Annotated in this window: 21 protein-coding genes; 5 read left to right on the forward strand and 16 right to left on the reverse strand. The window is 66.2% G+C overall.

Annotated features, from left to right (window positions below; genetic code table 11):
• Nucleotide 1: 1 nt before the first annotated feature.
• The 15 genes from P0Y59_14460 to P0Y59_14530 are packed head-to-tail and all read right to left on the reverse strand — an operon-like array spanning nt 2 to nt 10,283.
• A complete protein-coding gene (locus tag P0Y59_14460; GenBank protein WEJ98146.1) occupies nt 2-448 on the reverse strand; it encodes a flagellar hook capping FlgD N-terminal domain-containing protein in 447 nt (148 codons plus the stop codon).
• Nucleotide 449: 1 nt separating this feature from the next.
• The gene (locus P0Y59_14465) at nt 450-1,283 is read right to left on the reverse strand and encodes a hypothetical protein (protein ID WEJ98147.1); all 834 of its coding nucleotides are present in this window, start codon (nt 1,281-1,283) and stop codon (nt 450-452) included.
• Complete coding sequence (locus P0Y59_14470; GenBank protein WEJ98148.1) at nt 1,280-1,729, reverse strand: hypothetical protein; 450 nt, start codon at nt 1,727-1,729, stop codon at nt 1,280-1,282. Before P0Y59_14470 ends, P0Y59_14465 begins: the two co-directional genes overlap by 4 nt.
• Entirely contained in the window at nt 1,722-3,053 is a 1,332-nt protein-coding gene (locus P0Y59_14475; protein ID WEJ98149.1) for a FliI/YscN family ATPase, read from the reverse strand. The genes P0Y59_14470 and P0Y59_14475 overlap by 8 nt, the downstream gene beginning before the upstream one ends.
• Nucleotides 3,050-3,718 (reverse strand): hypothetical protein, encoded by a 669-nt coding sequence (locus P0Y59_14480; protein ID WEJ98150.1) that lies wholly within the window; start codon nt 3,716-3,718, stop codon nt 3,050-3,052. The genes P0Y59_14475 and P0Y59_14480 overlap by 4 nt, the downstream gene beginning before the upstream one ends.
• On the reverse strand, nt 3,715-4,113 hold the full coding sequence (locus P0Y59_14485; GenBank protein WEJ98151.1) for a hypothetical protein: 399 nt from the start codon (nt 4,111-4,113) through the stop codon (nt 3,715-3,717). The genes P0Y59_14480 and P0Y59_14485 overlap by 4 nt, the downstream gene beginning before the upstream one ends.
• Entirely contained in the window at nt 4,103-5,344 is a 1,242-nt protein-coding gene (gene fliF, locus P0Y59_14490) for a flagellar basal-body MS-ring/collar protein FliF (GenBank protein ID WEJ98152.1), read from the reverse strand. The genes P0Y59_14485 and fliF overlap by 11 nt, the downstream gene beginning before the upstream one ends.
• A gap of 4 nt (nt 5,345-5,348) precedes the next feature.
• Nucleotides 5,349-5,666, reverse strand: a complete 318-nt coding sequence (locus tag P0Y59_14495; GenBank protein ID WEJ98153.1) for a flagellar hook-basal body complex protein FliE — start codon at nt 5,664-5,666, stop codon at nt 5,349-5,351.
• Nucleotides 5,663-6,091 carry a flagellar basal body rod protein FlgC gene (gene flgC / locus P0Y59_14500; GenBank protein ID WEJ98154.1) on the reverse strand — a complete coding sequence of 143 codons (429 nt, stop codon included), beginning with the start codon at nt 6,089-6,091 and terminating at the stop codon, nt 5,663-5,665. Before flgC ends, P0Y59_14495 begins: the two co-directional genes overlap by 4 nt.
• A 2-nt stretch (nt 6,092-6,093) precedes the next feature.
• Nucleotides 6,094-6,438, reverse strand: coding sequence for a hypothetical protein (locus tag P0Y59_14505; protein ID WEJ98155.1), 345 nt, complete (start codon nt 6,436-6,438; stop codon nt 6,094-6,096).
• A gap of 12 nt (nt 6,439-6,450) precedes the next feature.
• The gene (locus P0Y59_14510; protein ID WEJ98156.1) at nt 6,451-7,575 is read right to left on the reverse strand and encodes a flagellar basal body P-ring protein FlgI; all 1,125 of its coding nucleotides are present in this window, start codon (nt 7,573-7,575) and stop codon (nt 6,451-6,453) included.
• A 6-nt stretch (nt 7,576-7,581) separates the two neighbouring features.
• Nucleotides 7,582-8,160 carry a flagellar basal body L-ring protein FlgH gene (locus P0Y59_14515; protein ID WEJ98157.1) on the reverse strand — a complete coding sequence of 193 codons (579 nt, stop codon included), beginning with the start codon at nt 8,158-8,160 and terminating at the stop codon, nt 7,582-7,584.
• Nucleotides 8,157-8,798, reverse strand: a complete 642-nt coding sequence (locus P0Y59_14520) for a hypothetical protein (protein WEJ98158.1) — start codon at nt 8,796-8,798, stop codon at nt 8,157-8,159. The genes P0Y59_14515 and P0Y59_14520 overlap by 4 nt, the downstream gene beginning before the upstream one ends.
• 10 nt (nt 8,799-8,808) lie before the next feature.
• Entirely contained in the window at nt 8,809-9,579 is a 771-nt protein-coding gene (locus tag P0Y59_14525; GenBank protein ID WEJ98159.1) for a flagellar hook basal-body protein, read from the reverse strand.
• Nucleotides 9,576-10,283 (reverse strand): flagellar hook basal-body protein, encoded by a 708-nt coding sequence (locus P0Y59_14530; protein WEJ98160.1) that lies wholly within the window; start codon nt 10,281-10,283, stop codon nt 9,576-9,578. Before P0Y59_14530 ends, P0Y59_14525 begins: the two co-directional genes overlap by 4 nt.
• Before the next feature lie 404 nt (nt 10,284-10,687).
• Here P0Y59_14530 and P0Y59_14535 point away from each other — a divergent pair, with 404 nt between their 5' ends.
• Nucleotides 10,688-10,840 (forward strand): hypothetical protein, encoded by a 153-nt coding sequence (locus P0Y59_14535; protein WEJ98161.1) that lies wholly within the window; start codon nt 10,688-10,690, stop codon nt 10,838-10,840.
• 31 nt (nt 10,841-10,871) lie between these two features.
• Here the strand turns inward: P0Y59_14535 and P0Y59_14540 are convergent, their stop codons facing one another.
• Nucleotides 10,872-11,417, reverse strand: coding sequence for a murein L,D-transpeptidase catalytic domain family protein (locus P0Y59_14540; GenBank protein WEK02586.1), 546 nt, complete (start codon nt 11,415-11,417; stop codon nt 10,872-10,874).
• Nucleotides 11,418-11,705: 288 nt separating this feature from the next.
• Here P0Y59_14540 and P0Y59_14545 point away from each other — a divergent pair, with 288 nt between their 5' ends.
• From P0Y59_14545 to P0Y59_14560, 4 genes are all read left to right on the forward strand, one after another.
• Entirely contained in the window at nt 11,706-12,347 is a 642-nt protein-coding gene (locus P0Y59_14545; protein WEJ98162.1) for a L,D-transpeptidase family protein, read from the forward strand.
• Nucleotides 12,348-12,457: 110 nt separating this feature from the next.
• The gene (locus tag P0Y59_14550) at nt 12,458-12,952 is read left to right on the forward strand and encodes an Lrp/AsnC family transcriptional regulator (protein WEJ98163.1); all 495 of its coding nucleotides are present in this window, start codon (nt 12,458-12,460) and stop codon (nt 12,950-12,952) included.
• Between the two features lie 379 nt (nt 12,953-13,331).
• Complete coding sequence (locus P0Y59_14555; GenBank protein WEJ98164.1) at nt 13,332-16,439, forward strand: TonB-dependent receptor; 3,108 nt, start codon at nt 13,332-13,334, stop codon at nt 16,437-16,439.
• A gap of 33 nt (nt 16,440-16,472) precedes the next feature.
• Entirely contained in the window at nt 16,473-18,074 is a 1,602-nt protein-coding gene (locus P0Y59_14560; protein WEJ98165.1) for an amidohydrolase, read from the forward strand.
• Nucleotides 18,075-18,117 lie beyond the last annotated feature (43 nt).

The following is an 18,117-nucleotide window of genomic DNA, read 5'->3' on the forward strand; positions in this document are numbered from 1 at the left end:
CTTAGCTCCCTTCGCGGATTTGCGTGATGCTGCCGATGGAGATGTTGCTGATCGTCCGGCCATCGGCGGTCAGGATAGTGATGCGGGGATCGCCATTCTCGAACTTGATCGCGGTGACCTTGCCGGTGACGAGCGAAGCGTTGGCGCCGATATCGACGCGCCGCCCCAGCAACCCCGCAGCCTGCGAATTGCCTTGCGCCGTGACCAGCGTTTCGAGCCGGTCGTTGGTCGTCTGGCCGATCTGGATCTGCGAGAATTGCGCGAGCTGGGAGACGAACTGGAAATTATCCATCGGCTTCAGCGGGTCCTGATAGGTCAACTGGGTCAGGATGATCTTGAGCAGCGCGTCGAAGCTAAGGCCGAAGGCCGACGTCGCCGCCTGCTGCGCCGAAGGCGCGGCTCCCCCCACGACATTGTTCGATCCCGATCCGACGGGGTTCACCTGCATGTCATTGTCCTCCCGTTCCGGTGCCCGGCGTGCCCGCGCGGATCGTCCGGCTGTCCCCGTTGATCGTGATGTCCTTCGCCGCCAGTCCGTGTCGCGACAGCAGCGCGACGACCCGGTCGCGCAATTTCAAGCGGTCGGCCGGTTCAAGCTCGCCCAGTTGCATGGAAATCTGCAGGCCCTGCTCGACCTCCCGCACCGCGACCCGGGCCGAGAGCGCCGCGCCGCGTGTTGCGAAAAGCCTTGCGAGCAGGCGACGACCAACGGGCGTGCCAATATCCGGGGCAGCCGAGGACGGCGTGTCGTAGGACGACGGCGATGCGCTGGCCTTTTCGGGCCGGGGCGCGGCAGCAGGCGCGTCAGCCAGGAATTCGGGCGGCATCGGGACGACGGCCTTGCCTGAAATCATTGAGGCCGTGCCGGGTGTGGGCCTTGGCCGGGAATCCACTGCGGCAGCGGGCGATGGCAGGGAATGAACGGCGGGAACGGTCCCCGGCGCCGCTGGATCGGCGGCGGCGGCGATCGCCCCGGCGATATCCACTGCGGGAACCGGCGCGACGATATCGACTGACGGGTCCGCGACACGCGGCTGCCCTGGCAGGGCTGTCGCCCCCTGAAAAAAGCCGTCGGCATTGAACATGTTGGCATGGCCCCCGACACCGGCATCCTGATCGGTACCGGACGCGGCGCCATCAAAATCCGCCACGAACCGGGTGCCCATCCCGCCAAGCAGATCGTCGAAGGAAGAATCTGCGCGCGGTGCTTCCGGTGCCGGTGGTGGCGCCGGAGGCACGACGCGTTGCTGCCCGGCGGCACGCGGTCCAATGCTGACGGTCATCGCATCATCCAATTATACGTGACTCGGTCCGACAGCGCGTCGAGCCGCTTTTCCTCGCGACGGCGTGCGGCGTCGCGCCGCGCTGCCTCATGCTGCGCCTCGGTGAGCTGGACGCGCGCCTCGGCCGAACGCCAGTCGTCCTGCCGCCGCGCATGGAGGTCAGCCGACAGACGATGACGGGTGTCCGCCTCCTCAGCGAGTCCCTCGCGCTGCATCAGGCGACCGGCGAGTCCCCGCGCATAGTCGGGCGCGAAACCGGGCTCGGCGAGATGCGCGAACCAGTCGTCGCGCGCGCTGTCCGCCGCCTCCCGCGCCGATTGCTGCGCGCTCAACGCCTCGGCCTCGGCAGCGCGCGCCGCGGCAAGGGCTGAATCGGCGGCGGCGCGGCGGACATGCTGCACCGCGACCAGCTTCGCGACCTGGCGCGGATCGACTGGCCTAGCCATGCGCGCGAACCCGATCGACCACCTGCCGCAAGCGCTGCACCACCTCGGCAAAGGCAGTGCGTTCAGTCCGCGGCTGCCGCAGGAAAGCGGCGAGATCCGCCCGCGCCGCGATGGCGCGGTCGACATTGGCGTTGGTGCCGTTCTTGTAGACACCGCTTTCGATCATCACCCGGGCTTCCTCATAAGCGGAAAGCATCGCCGTCGCCTCGCGCATCGCGCCGGCCTGGTCCTTCGAGACCAGCCGTTCGGACTGGCGGCTAATGCTGCGGGCGATGTCGATCGCCGGGAAATGCCCCTGTTCGGCAAGGGTGCGGGACAGGACGATATGCCCGTCAAGCAACGACTTCATCAGCTCGACGATCGGATCGTCGACATCGTCGGTCTCGCTCAGCACCGTCATGATCGCGGTGATCGCCCCGCCGTTGCGCGTAGCGCCGCAGCGTTCGACGATGCGCGGCAAGGCGGTGAAGACGTTGGGCGTGTAGGCGCGCACGGTCGGCGGCGCCCCGGCGGCGAGGCCGATCTCGCGCAGCGCCATCGCCATGCGCGTGACAGAGTCGATCATCAGCACGACATGCTCGCCGCGCCCACGCCAATAGTCGGCGAGGCACAGCGCATATTGCACGGAGCGGACACGCAACGCCGCGCTCTCGTCCGATGTCGCCGCGACCAGGGTGAAGCGCGCGGCATCCTTGCGTGCCGAAAGCAGGCGCCACATCGCCTCGACCTCACGCCCGCGCTCGCCGACCAGGCAGAGAATGCAGCGATCGCCCTCCGTCTGAGTCGCGAGCTGTTCCATCAGGCTGGTCTTCCCGACGCCCGAGGCAGCGAAGATGCCGATGCGCTGCCCCTCCCCCAGCGTGAGCAGGCCGTCGATCGCGCGCAGCCCGGTGTTCAGCACGCGCGACGGGTCGGCGCGGTCCATCGGCCTGGGCACGCTGCCGGCCAGCGGCATGCCGGCATCGGCGACGATCGCCGCACCGCCGTCGATCGGACGACCAAGGGCATCGACCGCCCGCCCCGCGAAACCGTCGCCGACCGAGACCTGGCGGTGACGCGGGCGAGCCACGACCCGCGCATCCAGACGAATGCCGGCACCGGATTCGAGCGGGATCAGCACGACCCGGTCGGTATCGACCGCGGCGATCTCCGCCGGGGTCCAATGGGTGCCGCCGTCACCATCGCATTCGATCTCGCACAGATCGCCCAGCGCCGCGGCGGGGCCGCTTGCCTCGACCAGACCCGAAGCGACCTTGCGCACATAGCCATAGGGCTGCGCGAAATCCGCCTCGGCGATGCGTTGAAGGAAGGCGTGCGTCTTCACGACCCGCTCGCCAGACCGGCGAGAAAGGCGTCGAGTTCCCGCCACTGCGTGACCGGCCCGCAGGCGACATGGCCGAGTTGCAGGTCGATGCGGCACTCCCCGCTCGGCAACAGCTTGTCGACGATGATGTCGGTCCCGCCGGCCTGTTGCCGCAACAGATCAAGCGCATCGCCGGCAAAGTCCACGCCGCTGACGCGCACCGCAACCACGCTTTCGGCGCGCAGGGCGGCGATACGATGCTGGATCGCCTGCGCCGCCAGATCAGCCATGTCGGCACCATCGCCGAACATCCGCGCCAGCGACGCCCGTGCAACCATCACGGCAAGCGCATCGAGTCCGGCGAGGCGTTCGTCCCACGCGGCGCGGGCGGCATCCGCGGCCTCGCGGATATCGGCGGCGAGGCTTTCGCTGTCGCTCGTCGCGGCATCAAGGCCCTCGCGATAGCCCTCGTCCCGCGCGACGCGTTCGGCGGCGGCAGCGGTTTCGCGCGCCGCGAGCAGTGCCTCCTGCAGCGCCGCGATTTCCTCATGCGCGTCATCCAGCGCCAGTTCGGTGGCCGACTTCACCGGCGCCGCGACGCGAGGCGCGGGAATGGCGGGCGCAACCGCGGGCGCGCCGGCAAAGGATTTCACGCTGCCGCCGTCGCTGCCGGACTTGATGATCATGGTCGTGCCTTGCGCGGGCCGAGCAACCCGCCGACCGCATCGAGCAGCGAGCGACCCGAGGTGCCCGGCGGCACCAGCGCTGGCCGCTGCTCCGGACGGTTCGATCCGCCGCCGACCGCTTGCAGCAGCGCCTGGCGCGCGGCGCTCGTCATGTTCCCCGCGACAGCATGGCCGGTGGTAGTGCGGGCGATATCGATCCGCTCGGCGATCCAGGCCGAATATTCGCTGGCGGCCTCGGGCGGCGCATAGGCCACCGCGGCATCGGTCTCGGCCGCGAGCCGCCGGTCGAGCGCGGCGCGTTCGGACGGCGTCAGCGCGCGCAGGATCGCACGCCGCGCGCCATGCGGCATCGCGTCGAGCTCAGCGGCCAGGGCGATCAGGCTGTCAGCGGCCATCGTCACCCCGGTCGCCGGCAAGCTGCGCGCGCAGGCGCCCGACAAAGGCGTCACGGTCCTCCACCGACAAGGCACCCTGGCGATTGCGCACGACCAGGGTCACCGCGGTCGCCGCCACGAGCGCGGCCAGCGCTAGCGACCACCAGCTGAACAATCCGCCAAAATCGAGCGCCGTGACCGGCGTTACCGGATCGACCACAGTTGCCGGCACCGCCGCCGGGAGGACCGGCTGGGGCGCCGCGGCTGGCTGCGTGATCGGCCCGACTTCGAACGAGAGGCTGTCGCCGATCGCTTCGTCAAGGCCGATCGCCGTAGCGACGGCGGCGCGCGCGCGATCCTGATCGCCCGCTTCCAGTGGCGACAGCGTCAGCACAGTGACGCGCAACCGGAAATTGCGTGCGCTCGGTGCTGACGCGCTACCCGGCACGGTCCCGACCGTACCGGCATCTCCGCCGCCCAGCACCAGCGTGCGCACGCCGACATTCAGCCCTGGCAGCACGCCCGCCATCGCCGCCTTGGCACGGGCGCTGTAATAGTTCTGCGCGGCAACCTGTTCCTCGACCTCGGGCGACGCGATCGCCTGCGACGCCGGCGCCTGGCTGACGATATGCCCGTCACCGTCAAGCACCACGACTTCGCCAAGCGGCAGATCCGGCACGGCAGAGGCGACGAGCTGCTGGATTCCAGCGACGCGCTCCGCCGTGAGCTGCTGGCCCGGTTTCGCGATCACTTCGATCGCCGCCTTGGGCGTGCTGCGATTGCCGCGGAACAGCGAGCGTTCGGGGATGGCGAGATGAACCCGGGCGCTTTCCACGCCCTCCATCATCATGATCGTCCGGGCGAGCTCGCCCTGCAACGCGCGCTGATAATTGATCTTCTGCGCGAAGTCGGTCAGCCCCATGTCGGACTTGTTGAACAGCTCGAAGCCGACCGCGCCCTTCATCGGGATTTCCGATCCCGCGACCGACAGGCGCACATCGTCGGCCTGTGCGGTCGGCACCAGGATGGTAGTGCCATTGTCGCGCAGCCGGTGTGACACGCCCTTCGCCTTGAGCTCGGCGACGATCACCGACGCGTCGCTCTGCTTCAGCCCGGTGTAGAGCACGACATAATCGGTGCGCAGGAACAGATAATAACCGGCGAACAGCGCAAGGCAGATCGCCACGAACGCCACCACGGCGATACGCCGCTGGTTGGTGAAGGCCCGTGGGGTGGCAGTCTCGGTCGTCATCGAATCAGAGCTGCATGTTCATGAGTTCGCGATACGTCTCGACCAGCCGGGTACGGACCTGCATCGCGAGCTCGACCGACAGGCGCGCTTCCTCGAGCGCATAGGTCACCTTGTGCACCGGCACCGAATCGTCGAGCGCGAACTGGCGCACCAGATCGTCAGCGGTGGCGAGCTTGCTTTCGACCTGCTTCATGCCGGCGGTCAGGATGTCGCCGAAGCCGGAACCCGAGGGCTGCTGCACCTGCGGCATCGCGCCGAGCCGCATGGCGATCGGATCGGCGGAAAGCGCGGTCGTCGCCGCGATGCTCTCCACCCCGGTCACGACTGACGCCCCAGTTCGAGCGCGCGACTGTACATCTGGTGCGCGACGTTCATCGCGGTGAGGTTCGCCTCATAGGCGCGCGACGTCTTGATCAGCAGCGTCATCTCGCCGGCATGGTCGATCGCCGGATAGCTGACATAGCCTTGCGCGTCGGCCTGCGGATCGTTCGGTTCATAGACCCGGCGCAACCCGCCGGGCATCGGCTCGAGACCCATCACCTGCACGCCCTTGGGCTTCGCCGCCTGCGTCTTGCCTGCCATTACCGCGGCGAAACCCTCCTTGGCGGCGGACACCAGCCGCATGGCGCGGAACGGCTGGCCCGATGCGGTGCGGCTGGTGTTCACATTGGCCAGGTTCTGCGCGATCACCTGAAGCCGCTGCCATTCGACGTCGAGCCCGGTGCGGCTGATCTGCATTGCGTCCATGATTACTGCCCCCCGCGCACGACGGTGCGTGCGATCGACATCTGGCGCCCGAGCATGTCGAGCAGCGCGCCGTAGCGCAGCGACGTTTCCGACGCGGTGGCGAGTTCCAGGTCGAGCCGCGCCTCGTCGCCGATGCCGGTGATCGTCGAGGGCTTCATCGTCAGGACGAGGTCGCGCACTGCCTCCGGCCCCTTCGCCGCGGCCGCCTTGAGGCTGTCCTCGAAATTGACCTCCACCGGACGGAAACCGCGCGAGCTGGCCCCGGCGATGTTCTGCGCCGTGGCGAGAGCACGCATCGACAGCCCGTCGAGCGCCTTGTTGATGATGACGGAGGAAATGGCGTCCACGCTCCAGGCCCCTTATTGAACGATGATGTCCGCGTGCAGCGCGCCCGCGGTCTTGATGGCTTGCAGGATGCTGATCATCCGGCGCGTATTGACCCGGGCCCGCGACAGGCCCTGGACCAGATCGGAAACGGTCGTGTTGGGAAAGCTGACCACGGTGTCCCCGACTGAATCGTCGACATCCAACTTGGTGTTGGTGACAATCAGGCTGCGCACGTCGCTGGCGAAGCCCGAATAGAAATTCGGCTGCGACGCGATGTTCTCCGCCTTGATCGTCACCTTGATATCGCCCTGGGAGATCGCGACGCTTGAGATCATCACATCCCCACCGGCAACGATCGTGCCGGTACGCTCGTTGACCACGACGCGGGGCGCGCGATCGGGTCGAACCGACAGCGCCTCGATCTGGGCAAGGAAAGTGGTGAGCTGGGCGGGGTCCCCGGCGTAGCGGATCTTCACTTCATCGGCGCCTTTGGCGATCGCCGAACCGAAGCCGAAACGATTGTTCACCGTCTCGGCGATTCGCTGCGCGGTGCCGAAGCTCGGGTCGCTGAGCAGGAAGGAGAGCTGGCCGTCGCTGCGCAGGATCGTTGCGTTGACCGCGGTTTCGACCGTGGCGCCGCCCTGCAGCATGGCGGTGGTCGGATAGTTGCGCTGCTGCTGGTTGAGATCGCTTTCGAAACTGTAGCCGCCAGCGACCAGGGCGCCCTGCGCCAGCGCATAGGGGTGCTGGTCAGGCCCGAGCATCGGCGTCATCAGCAATGTCCCCCCGGCAAGGCTGCGCGCATCGCCGATCGAGGACACCGTTACGTCGATCCGGTCGCCGACATTGGCGGAAGCGGGCAAGGTGCCGATGACCATCACCACCGCGACGTTGCGGCTGCTGATCTGGTCGTCGGTCACGGTCGTGCCGAGCCGGTTGAGCACGTTGCGCAGCGCCTGCCGCGTCACCGCGCTGCGCCGCGTGTCGCCCGATCCGGCAAGGCCGGTGACGAGGCCGTAGCCGATCAGCGCATTCTCCCGCCAGCCGTCGAACCGGCCGAGACCGCGCAGCGACACTTCCTGCGCCGACGCCATGGCGGGAGAGCCGAGCGCGATCGGGACAAGCAGCAGGGCAAGCAACCTAAGCAAACACAACACGGGAAATCACCCAAGCCCGAGGAAACGGAACACTTTGTTGATGAGCCCGGGCTTCGCGCTGCGCGCGACGAAACCCTGGCCGTCATAATTGATCTCCGCGTCGGCGACGCGGCTTGAAAGGACGCGGTTCTCACCATCGATATCGGCCGGGCGGATCCGCCCGCGCACGCCGATATTGCTGGTCTCGCCATTGACGCGCATGCGCTGTTCGCCGGTGACGACGAAATCGCCATTGGGCAGGATTTCCCGCACCACGACCGTCATCTGGGTGACGAAGCGCTCGCTGCGCTGCACCTGGCCGCCGCCGGCATAGCTGCCGCCGACGCGCAGGGCGCCGGATTCGTCGAGCGACCCGGCCCTGAGCCCGCCGCTGAGCGCGGTGTTCTTCGACGAATCCGTCTTCGCCGTGCTGGTCGATTCAGCCGCCTGGTAGACGACGACGGTCAGCGCATCGCCGACCTGGCTCGCGCGCCGATCGCTGCTCATCGCCGACCAGCCGCCACCCTTGTAGAGATCCTCGGCCCCGGCCGGCGCCGCGAGCGCCAGCGCGGCGAACATGGCTGAGGCGGCGATACGAGCGGTCATTTCGTCCCTCCGATTTGCAGCGGCGCCGCGAAAACCCGGCCGTCGGCATCGCGCACGAAGACACGACGCCCGCGGCTCGGCTGAAGCGCGGTCACCTGCCGCTCGATCCGCACCGGACCGGCGACCGACACCAGCCGGAGCGCCGCACCCTTGCCGACGCCGGGCGCGGCCAATGGTGCGATGCGACCGATACGGGTACCGGCCGGCAGAGAGGCCAGCGCCACGGCCCCGCCAGCCGCGCGATCGAAACCGACTGAGCCGGGACGGCTTTCACCGCACGATGCCTCCGCGACCAGATCAGGCGTAATCGCCTCACCCTTCGCCACGGGACCCGCCAGCACGAAGCATGTACCGACGACAGGGGCGGGCGCGATGGAACGAAGGACGATCTCACCGTCCATCCCCGCCATGGCCGCGCCGGGCAGGCTGCGCCTGACCAGGCGTGCGAGCCCTTGCCGGGAAATCGTCACCGACGCCCCGTCGCGCGGCAGGGTCGCCACGATACGGGCCCGTGTCCGGGCGTCGAGCATCGATCCGGTCACCACATCGCCGATCAGCACCTGGCGACCAGCCACCGCCACTTCAGCGGCGGCAGTGATCGTCGGGGCTCCGGCGGCGAGCAGGATGGCGGCAATCATGCGAGCAGCCTTATCGACGCAGGCTGTTGGCGATCGACATGAGCTGATCGGCGGCCTGGATGAGCTGAGCGTTCGCGGCATAGGCCCGCTGCACCAGCATCAGCTGCACCATCTCGGTCGTCATCTCGACGTTCGACCGCTCGATCGATCCCTGCACCAGCATGCCGGTGCCGTCCTCACCGGCCTGCGCGTCGACCAGGCGCGCGCCGTCATTCGCCCGGTACAACCCGCCGTCGAGCTGCTGCAGCATCGCCGGATCGGAGACCTTGACCAGGGCGATCTGCCCCACCTCGACCGGGCTTGCCTCCCCGGTCCGGGCGCGCACCACGCCATCTGCGGCGATGGTGATCGCTGAGGTATCGTCGGGAATGGTGATGGCCGCCTTCAGCGCCATGCCGTTCACAGCGGAGAGCAACCCGTCCTCGCCGACCTTCATCGTGCCGCCGCGCCATAGCAGCGTCTGGCCGTTCGGCCCCATCAGCTCGATGAAGCCCTGCCCTTCGATCGCGACGTCCATGCTCGATCCGGTGACTTGCATCGTGCCGGGCTCGTTCATCATCGCGACCGAATCCGCGCGCACGCCCGACGTAGTCAGCGCCATGGTGTCGAGATCCGCGCGCGGCACATCCGGATCGTTGCGCATCGCCAGCACTTCGGAGAAACGCACCTGCGACCGCTTGAACGCGGGCGTGTTCACATTGGCGATATTGCCGGCGATCACATCCAGCGCGCGCTGCTGCGACTGAAGCCCGACCGAGCTGATATAGAAGGCGCCGTTCATCGCCCGCTCTGCCCGAATGTCGTGATCGCGCGACCGAGCAGATCGTCATAGGTCTGCACCAGCCGGGCCCCGCTTTCCGCCTGGCGTAGCGCGGCCATCATCGTCACCATCTCATCGCCGACCGAGACGTTCGACGCCTCGGTCATGCCCTGTCGCACCAGCGGATCGGCCACTTCTTCGGCCTCGCCAGTGCCGAGCCTGAACAGCGAGCCGTCGATCGCCTCGATCGCGCCGGCACTCGCCTGGAATACCCCGATCCGTGCGACCGGGCGGTCGCCATCAAGCACCGTGCCGTCGGCGAGGATCTCGACGCCCGCATGCTCAAGCACCAGATCACCGCCGCCCGCCTGTTGCAGCACCTGGCCCTGCGCCGTGACGACGGTGCCGTTGGCGCCGAGCTGGAACTGGCCCTGGCGCGAATAGACCATCGCATTGCCGTCCCGCAGCTTGAAGAAGCCGTCGCCGCTGATCGCGATGTCGAGCGGATTGCCGGTATCGACCATCTTGCCCTGGGCGAGATCCGGCCTGAGCCGCATCACGAGCCCGCCGATCATATCGGCCCGATCCCGCGATACGAGCGAAGCGAAACTGATCTGGCGCTTGTAGCCCGGCGTCGAAACATTGGATATATTTGCTGAAACTGCGGCGAGGCGTCTTTCGGACGCGCTGAGAATCGCAGTCGCGGCTTCCACCAAGCCAGTCATAATTTCCCCCCGGAATACCGTCCCAATATGAGACACATGATCCCGGCACGGTCAACGCCACTTTGGTTCTATCTTGCTCGATTTGAACGAATAGGTCCGGAATCAGCCGGATTCCGGGCGGAAATTTATTTTACGACGGTCATGGTTTTTGACGATTCGGACCGCCCCCAGCGATATCGCCATCCGCATCGGAGAATCGTTTCGATAGCGGCACGAATGGGTCGCCGGGCGCCGCCAAGCTCGCCGGCTTTTCTCCCGGCGCCGGCAAAGAATGCGGTTGGCCAAGATTGCGACGAAGCGCGGAACAATCGCGAATCTACTGTGTTCTACGTCGAGGTGTGCAGGAAATACGATCAAGCACCTGACTCGAGAGGAGTCCAAGGCCAGGTAAACGGAGACTGACAATGAACGGCACCATCTATTTCCGAGCCGATCACGAGCTTGTCGGCAGGGTTCTGGCGGAGAAGCTTCGCCTGCGCGCCGAACAGCGCGGCGTGGGCGACAGCTTCCGGATCGCGGGGCCGCGTCGCCGCCCCTTTGCGACCCTTCCCGCCTGATCAGCGCTGCGCGCGCGGTGGTGACGCCGCGCTAGATCTTCGCCGAGAAGAGCATTCGCCCGGGCCCGAGCCGGTCGAACAGGAGGTCGATTTCCGCCTCGCCCACGACGAAGCAGCCGTCGCTGCGGCCAAGCACCGGCTGGCTTAGCAGGATGTCCGGGTTGGCGTACCAGGCGCAGTGAATGACGATGGCGCGGCTTTCCGCGTTGTTGTTGGTAGCGTCCAGGCCGATCAGGCGCTGAGACACGCCATGGTCACTGGTATAATAGTCCGATGTCAGGAAAGCCCCCTCCGAAGAGGCAAGCGAGCCCTCGTCGTTCGAGAAGCGCCGCACCCATCCGCTATGGTCGGGGTCTGACCCCTTGCCGTGCGCCACGAGCAAGCTGACGGTGGCCCCGTTACGCAGATCGACCAGATAGAGGCGCGGCTGGAAGGACGGCGCGCTGAAGTCGGCGATGGCGATACGATCAGCGAACTCGATCCGATGGCGATGCCGGTCGAGCGCGACCAGCGCCTGGCCAAGCAAGGCTGGGGGCGTTTTGCAAGGCGCGCTGATCGGCGGGAAATCCTGCGCCATGGCGGCGTTGCCAGGGAAGTCGGGCAGCACGAATGACGCGGTCAGCGCAGCGGCGACACCCGCGCTGTTGCGCAGGACCGCGCGCCGCGACGGCATCCTGTCCCCATCCAGCATTGGCCCATGTCGCACTGGCACGCCTCGACCGTCCTCGGGGCCGGGATAGCAGATTTGGCCCTCGATTCCCGGATAAAGTTGCGGCACATATTAACCATTCGACCACCCGGGCGCCAAGGCGGGGTGGCCGATCGACAGTCCCGATCGGCAACCCCGATCGACAACGAGGTGCGCATGGCCCTGTCCCGGAGTTCGACCTGGCCTCTCGCCGCGATGCTCCTGCTTGCCTGGACCGCGACGCCGGCCCTTGCAGCGGACGGCGCCCCGTTCACCATGGACGTGGCCGCGACGCTCGAACCCGGCCAGTTCGTCTGGAACGACACCGGCGGCGGCGGTGACATCCGCATCCTGGTCAGCATCCCGCTCCAGCGCGCCTATGTCTATCGCGGCGATGCGCTGATCGGCCTTTCGCCGATTTCCAGCGGCGCCCCCGGTTTCGACACCCCGGTGGGCGCCTTCACCATCCTCGAAAAGGATGCGGACCACCGCTCCAACATCTATTCGAACGCACCCATGCCGTTCATGCTGCGCCTCACCTGGGACGGGATCGCGCTGCACGCCGGCAGGAACCCCGGCTATCCCGCCTCTCACGGATGCGTACGACTGCCGGTCGCCTTTGCCAGGAAGCTGTTCTCGATCATCAGCCTCGGCGCGCAGGTGATCGTCACCGACGACTATACCGATCCGCTCTCCATGCCGCAGTCGCCCGACATGACGATCGCCTCCGCCCGGGCCGTGCCGTCGGGGATGGTGCCGCTCGACATTGCGCGCCGCGCCGCAGCATCAGCCATCGCCTGGACAGCCGTCGGGCGGTAACCGTCGATCGCCTCCACGAGATAGAATCTGCCGGGCACGTTGCCATCCTTGTTGCTTCCGATCATGCTGCAACGCACAATCGATCGATTGATGCGTAAAGGGGACAGGGCATGAACGATTCGGGCATCAGCGATATCGATGCGATCGACTATCGAATCCTCCGCGAGCTGGCGAGCGACGGGCGCGCCTCCGATGTGGCACTGAGCGAGCGGGTCCATCTGTCGAGCACGGCGGTTGCCCGGCGCCGCAAGATCCTGGAAGAGCGCGGCGCGGTGCGCGGCTATTCGGCCGATCTCGACATGGCCCGGCTTGGCTTCGGCATCGTCGTGATCGTGATGATCGAGCTTCGTTCCCAGGCCGAGAACGTGCTGATGGAATTCGAGACGGCGGTCGTGAAGTGCCCGTCAATGTCCTATTGCAGCTTCGTCTCCGGCAATGTCGACTTCCTGATGATCGTCCATGTGAAGTCGTTCGAGGATTACGACCGTGTCTATCGCAGCGAGCTCTCCATGCTGCCGCACGTCGCCAAGATTCGCAGCAGCTTCGTGATGCGCGAGGTCGCGCAACGCTCGGTTCCGCCCGTGCTGCTCACCGGCCCGGCATAGGCCGTTCCACCGATTCGGACCGAATCCGGTTGCAATGTGGGAATCGGGCTAGCTGGCGTCGAGCAGCACCCGAAACCTGCGCCCTATTCATAGTTTTTGAAATATTCCACGCAAACGACGTAATTCTACGCGTGAAAATAGCGACATCCCCCAACTAAACTCTGCTAATCTTGCGCCGGGGCAGTTCCGAAGAGAGTTACCCCACCGGGAGAATCCATAATGCGAGACACCAACCGGGTACCGGCGCACCGCGTCGGCGCCACAGGTGAAGTGCGCGTTGAATATATCAGCCAGTAACGGGTGCGTGTGAAAACAATGTTCTAAATGAACAGGAAGAAGGGAGAGGTTGCCCAGGGAGTAACAATAATCGGGGGCGACCATGACAATTCTATTCAGCGCAAGTACGACTTTAGACCGCCAGTTGTTCAGACGGCGCAACCTGTCGACCGCCGGAATCCTGGCCCTGGTCGCCGCGGCGATGCCCGGCATCGCCAGCGCGCAGACGGCGCCGGTGATGATGACGAGCGTCGAGGACAAGGCCCCCGCCGCTGCCGGCGACGCAATCCCGATCGATGGCGGCGCCGAGGATCAGCCTGTGGGAGGCGAGACGCCGCAAGACGAGATTACCGTCACCGGATCGCGCATCGTGCGCGACGGCTATAACGCCCCCACCCCGGTCAGCGTGATCAGCAGCAAGGAATTGCAGGCGGAGGCGCCCGCCAACGTCGCCGACTTCGTCAACACGCTTCCTTCGGTGCGCGGCAGCTCGACCGCGGCCAATTCGAACGGCTCGCTTAGCAACGGCCTTGCCGGCGTCGCGTCGGTCAATTTGCGCAACCTCGGCTCGCAGCGCACCCTGGTGCTGTTCGACGGCCAGCGCTCGGTCGCGGCGGCTACCAGCGGCGTGGTCGATGTCAACACCTTCCCCCAGGCGCTGATCGAACGGGTCGAAGTGGTGACCGGCGGCGCGTCCTCGGCCTATGGCTCGGACGCCGTGTCGGGCGTCATCAACTTCATCCTCGACAAGAAATATACCGGCATCAAGGGCAGCTACGAATATGGCGTCACCACCTATAGCGACGGCCCGAACCACAAGTTCACGCTGACGGGCGGGGCGCCCTTCGCTGGCGGCAAGGGCCATGTTCTGGTCAGCGGCGAATATTTCACCCAGAAGGGCATCCACACCATCGACCGCGACTGGAACGACGCCGGTTTCTTCCAGATCGACAACCCGGCCTATAGCGCGGCCGCCTGTTCCGACACGAACCCCGCGACGATCTGCTACCCCTCGCGCCTGATCCAGGGCGGCATCGGCACCGGCCAGTTCACCGAGGGAGGCCTGATCAGCACCGGGCCGTTCAGGGGCGTCTATTTCGGCCAGATCAATCCGGCGACCGGTAAGGCGACCACCAATAATTTCGTGTTCGGCCCGTCCAACGGCCAGTGGATGGTCGGGGGCGACTATCTGATCGGGCGCGAGGGCCATGTCAGCAGCGCGACACTGCTCCCGTCGGAGGACCGCAAGAGCGCGTTCGGCCGCATCAGCTACGAATTCTCGCCGGCCATCGAGGTCTACGGGCAGTTCGCGTACAGCCGATACCAGGGCCAGAGCTATTACCAGCAGACGCCCACAACCGGCGTCACCATCCAGATCGCGCCGTCCGCCGCCAATGGCGGGCTGGTCAACGCCTATCTGCCGGCAAGCTTCCTCAACCAGGTCAACGCCTATAACGCGACGCCGGGCAACACCCCCGTCACCACGGCGCAGATCGGCACCAGCAATATCGGCATCCCGCCGCAAGGCAGCGACAATACGCGCGAGGTGTTTCGCTATGTGGTGGGCGCCAGCGGCGATTTCGGCCTGTTCGGCCGCAACTGGCACTGGGACGCCTATTACCAGAAGGGCATCACCAAAACCAACGAGCTGCTGACCAATGCGTGGAACATCGATCGCATGGCGCTTGCCACCGACGCGGTCGTGGCACCCGCCGGCAATGCCTCGGGCATCGCCGCCGGCACCATCGTCTGCCGGTCGCGCCTGACCGCCGCCAACGTCAATAATGGCTGCGTGCCGATCAACCGCATCGGCATCGGCGGAGTCTCGCCCGAGGCGCTTGCCTATGTGCTTTATGACGGGCTGCAACCGCTGCGGAAGCAGACGCTCAAGCAGGATGTCGCGGCGTTCAACTTCTTCACCAACAATCTGGTCGATATCTGGGCAGGCCCCATCTCGCTCGGCTTCGGCGGAGAATGGCGCCAGGAATCGGTTTCAGGCTCGGTCGACCCGCTGTTCCAGCCGCGCGTCGCCAACGGCGTGACCAGCGGCACCTGGATCTACGGCAATTACCTGCCCACCTTCGGCAAATACAATGTGAAGGAAGCCTATCTCGAAACCATCGTCCCGCTGTTCAAGGGCGCCGACTTCAACGGCGCGTTCCGCCTGACCGACTATTCGACATCGGGCACCGTCACCACCTGGAAAGCCGGCGTCACCTGGCAGCCGATCCGCGACGTCAAGTTCCGCGGCACCATCTCCCGGGACATCCGCGCGCCGAACCTGGGCGAACTGTTCGCACCGGGCACCGGCCGCACCAATACCGTCAACGTGCCATTGGCCGGCGGCGGCCAGCGTGCCGACCAGTTCAACGAATCCACCGTCGGCAATCCTGCTCTCGATCCGGAAGTGGCCAAGACCTATGGCGTCGGCGCGATCTTCACGCCCGGCTTCATCCCGGGCCTCGCCTTCTCGGTCGATTATTTCCAGATCAAGCTCAGCGGCGCGATCAACAACCTGACGGCGCAGACGCTGGTGACGCAATGCTATGAGCAGAGCAACGCCACCGCCTGTGCCGCCATCTCGACCACCGGCGGTCGCGGCGTCACCACGCCGGGCCTGGTCATCACCAGCATCGAGCTGAAGCCGACCAACTTCGTCGGCATCGAGGCGAAGGGCATCGATTTCGAGGCGAGCTATCGCAAGCCGATCGGGCCGGGTGCCCTGACGCTGCGCGCGCTGGTGACGAAGAATATCAGTCTCTACACCAACAACGGCGTCGACGTGCCGACCGAGGCGGCCGGCCAGAATTCGGGCAGCCTGCCCGACTGGACCTATCGCCTGACGGCCGGGTACGATGTCGGGCCCTGGGGCTTCCAGATCGTCGGGCGCGGTGTCAGCGGTGGCGTGTACGACAACAGCTATATCGTCTGCAGCACCGATTGCCCGGTCTCCACCGTCGCGAACCGCACGGTGAACCGCAACGATATCGCCGGCGCGATCTATCTCGATCTCCAGGTCAATCACAGCTTCGAGATCGCCGGCGCGAAGACGACCGCGTTCCTGTCGATCAAGAACCTGCTCGATACCGATCCGGTGCTGGTGGGCAACGGCCCGACCGGCAACAACACGCCTGCCTATCCGCAGACCAACCGCAACCTCTACGACGTCCTGGGCCGCGTGTTCCGGGTCGGTTTCCGCTTCGATTTCTAAACCCCAAGACCAGAAAAGATCAGGAGAATCCCAATGAAGAAGATGGTTGGATTGACGGTCGCCTTGCTGTCCACCGCGCTTTACGTTCCCGCCGCCGCCAACGCTCAGGCCAAGCCGGCGCTGAAGGCCGAGGCGATCGCCAATGTCGATGCCCATGCCAGGCTGGTGCAGCAGATGGTCGATTCCATCTACAGCTTCGCCGAACCGGGCTTCCAGGAGTTCAAGACCTCCGAATACATCACCGGCATCCTCGAAAAGGAAGGCTTCAAGGTCACGCGCGGCGTGGCGGGCATTCCCACCGCCTTCACCGCGACCTGGGGCGAGGGTGGTCCGCTGATCGCGCTGGGCAGCGATATCGACGGGCTGCTCGGCCTGTCGCAGATGCCGGGCACGCCCAGGATCACGCCGCAGGTCCCGGGCGCGCCGGGGCACGGCGAAGGCCATAATAGCGGCATGCCGCTGATCGTCGCCGCGGCGATCGCCGCCAGGGACGTCATGATCAAGCACGGCATCAAGGGCCGCCTGATGCTGTGGCCGGGCGTCGCCGAGGAGTTGCTCGCGACCAAGGCCTATTATGTCCGCGAAGGCCTGTTCAAGGATGTCGATGCTTCGATCTTCGCTCATGTCGGCAATGGATTCGGCACCGGTTACGGCGATCTCGGCAACAACGGCATGGTCTCGGTCGAATACAGCTTCCACGGCAAGACCGCGCATGCGGCGGGCGCGCCCTGGGCAGGCCGCAGCGCGCTCGACGCGGTCGAGGTGATGGACATGGCGTGGAACATGCGCCGCGAACACCTGCCGCTCACCCAGCGCTCGCATTATGTCATCACCAATGGCGGCGGGCAGCCGAACGTCGTGCCGGGCGAAGCGGCGGTCTGGTATTATTTCCGCGAGCAGACCTTCGATTCGATCCGTCAGCTCTACGAGACGGGCAACACCATCTCCCAGGCGGCGGCGATGGCGACGGGCACCACCGTCACGCGGCGCGTGCTTGGCTATGCCGCGCCCAATTTCGCCAACAAGCCGATGGCCGAGGCAGCCTATCTCAACATCAAGGCGGTCGGCATGCCGAAATGGAGCCCGGAGGACCAGGCATTCGCCAAGGCGATCCAGGAAACCAACGGCCTGAAGATCCAGCCGCTCGGCACCAGTGTCGATCCGCTCTCGACGCCCGAGACGCGCGGCAAGTCCAATGGCGGCGGCTCCGACGATATCGGCGACATCATGTGGGCGGTGCCGACCATCACCATCCGCTTCCCGTCCAACGTGCCGAGCACGATCGGCCATAATGTGACGGCGGCGATCGCGATGGCGACCCCGATCGCGCACAAGGGGGCCGTGGCCGGCGCCAAGGCGGTGGCGATGACGGTGCTCGACCTGATGACGACGCCGAAGCTGATCGCCGATGCCAAGACCTATTTCAACACGGTGCAGAAGAAGGACCAGAAATACGATCCGGTGCTGACCGCGGCCGACAAGCCGGCGATCGACCTCAACACCCAGCTGATGGCGCAGATGCGGCCCCAGATGGAGAAATTCTATTACGACCCGGCCAAATATGGCAGCTATCTCGAGCAGATGGGCGTCGCCTATCCGGCACCCGCCTCGCCGCCTCCGCCGGCCACGCAGTAACGCCACGCCCATATCCGTCATGCCGGACTTGTTCCGGCATCCA

This window comes from Candidatus Sphingomonas phytovorans (assembly GCA_029202385.1).
In the GTDB taxonomy this organism is placed as follows: domain Bacteria; phylum Pseudomonadota; class Alphaproteobacteria; order Sphingomonadales; family Sphingomonadaceae; genus Sphingomonas; species Sphingomonas phytovorans.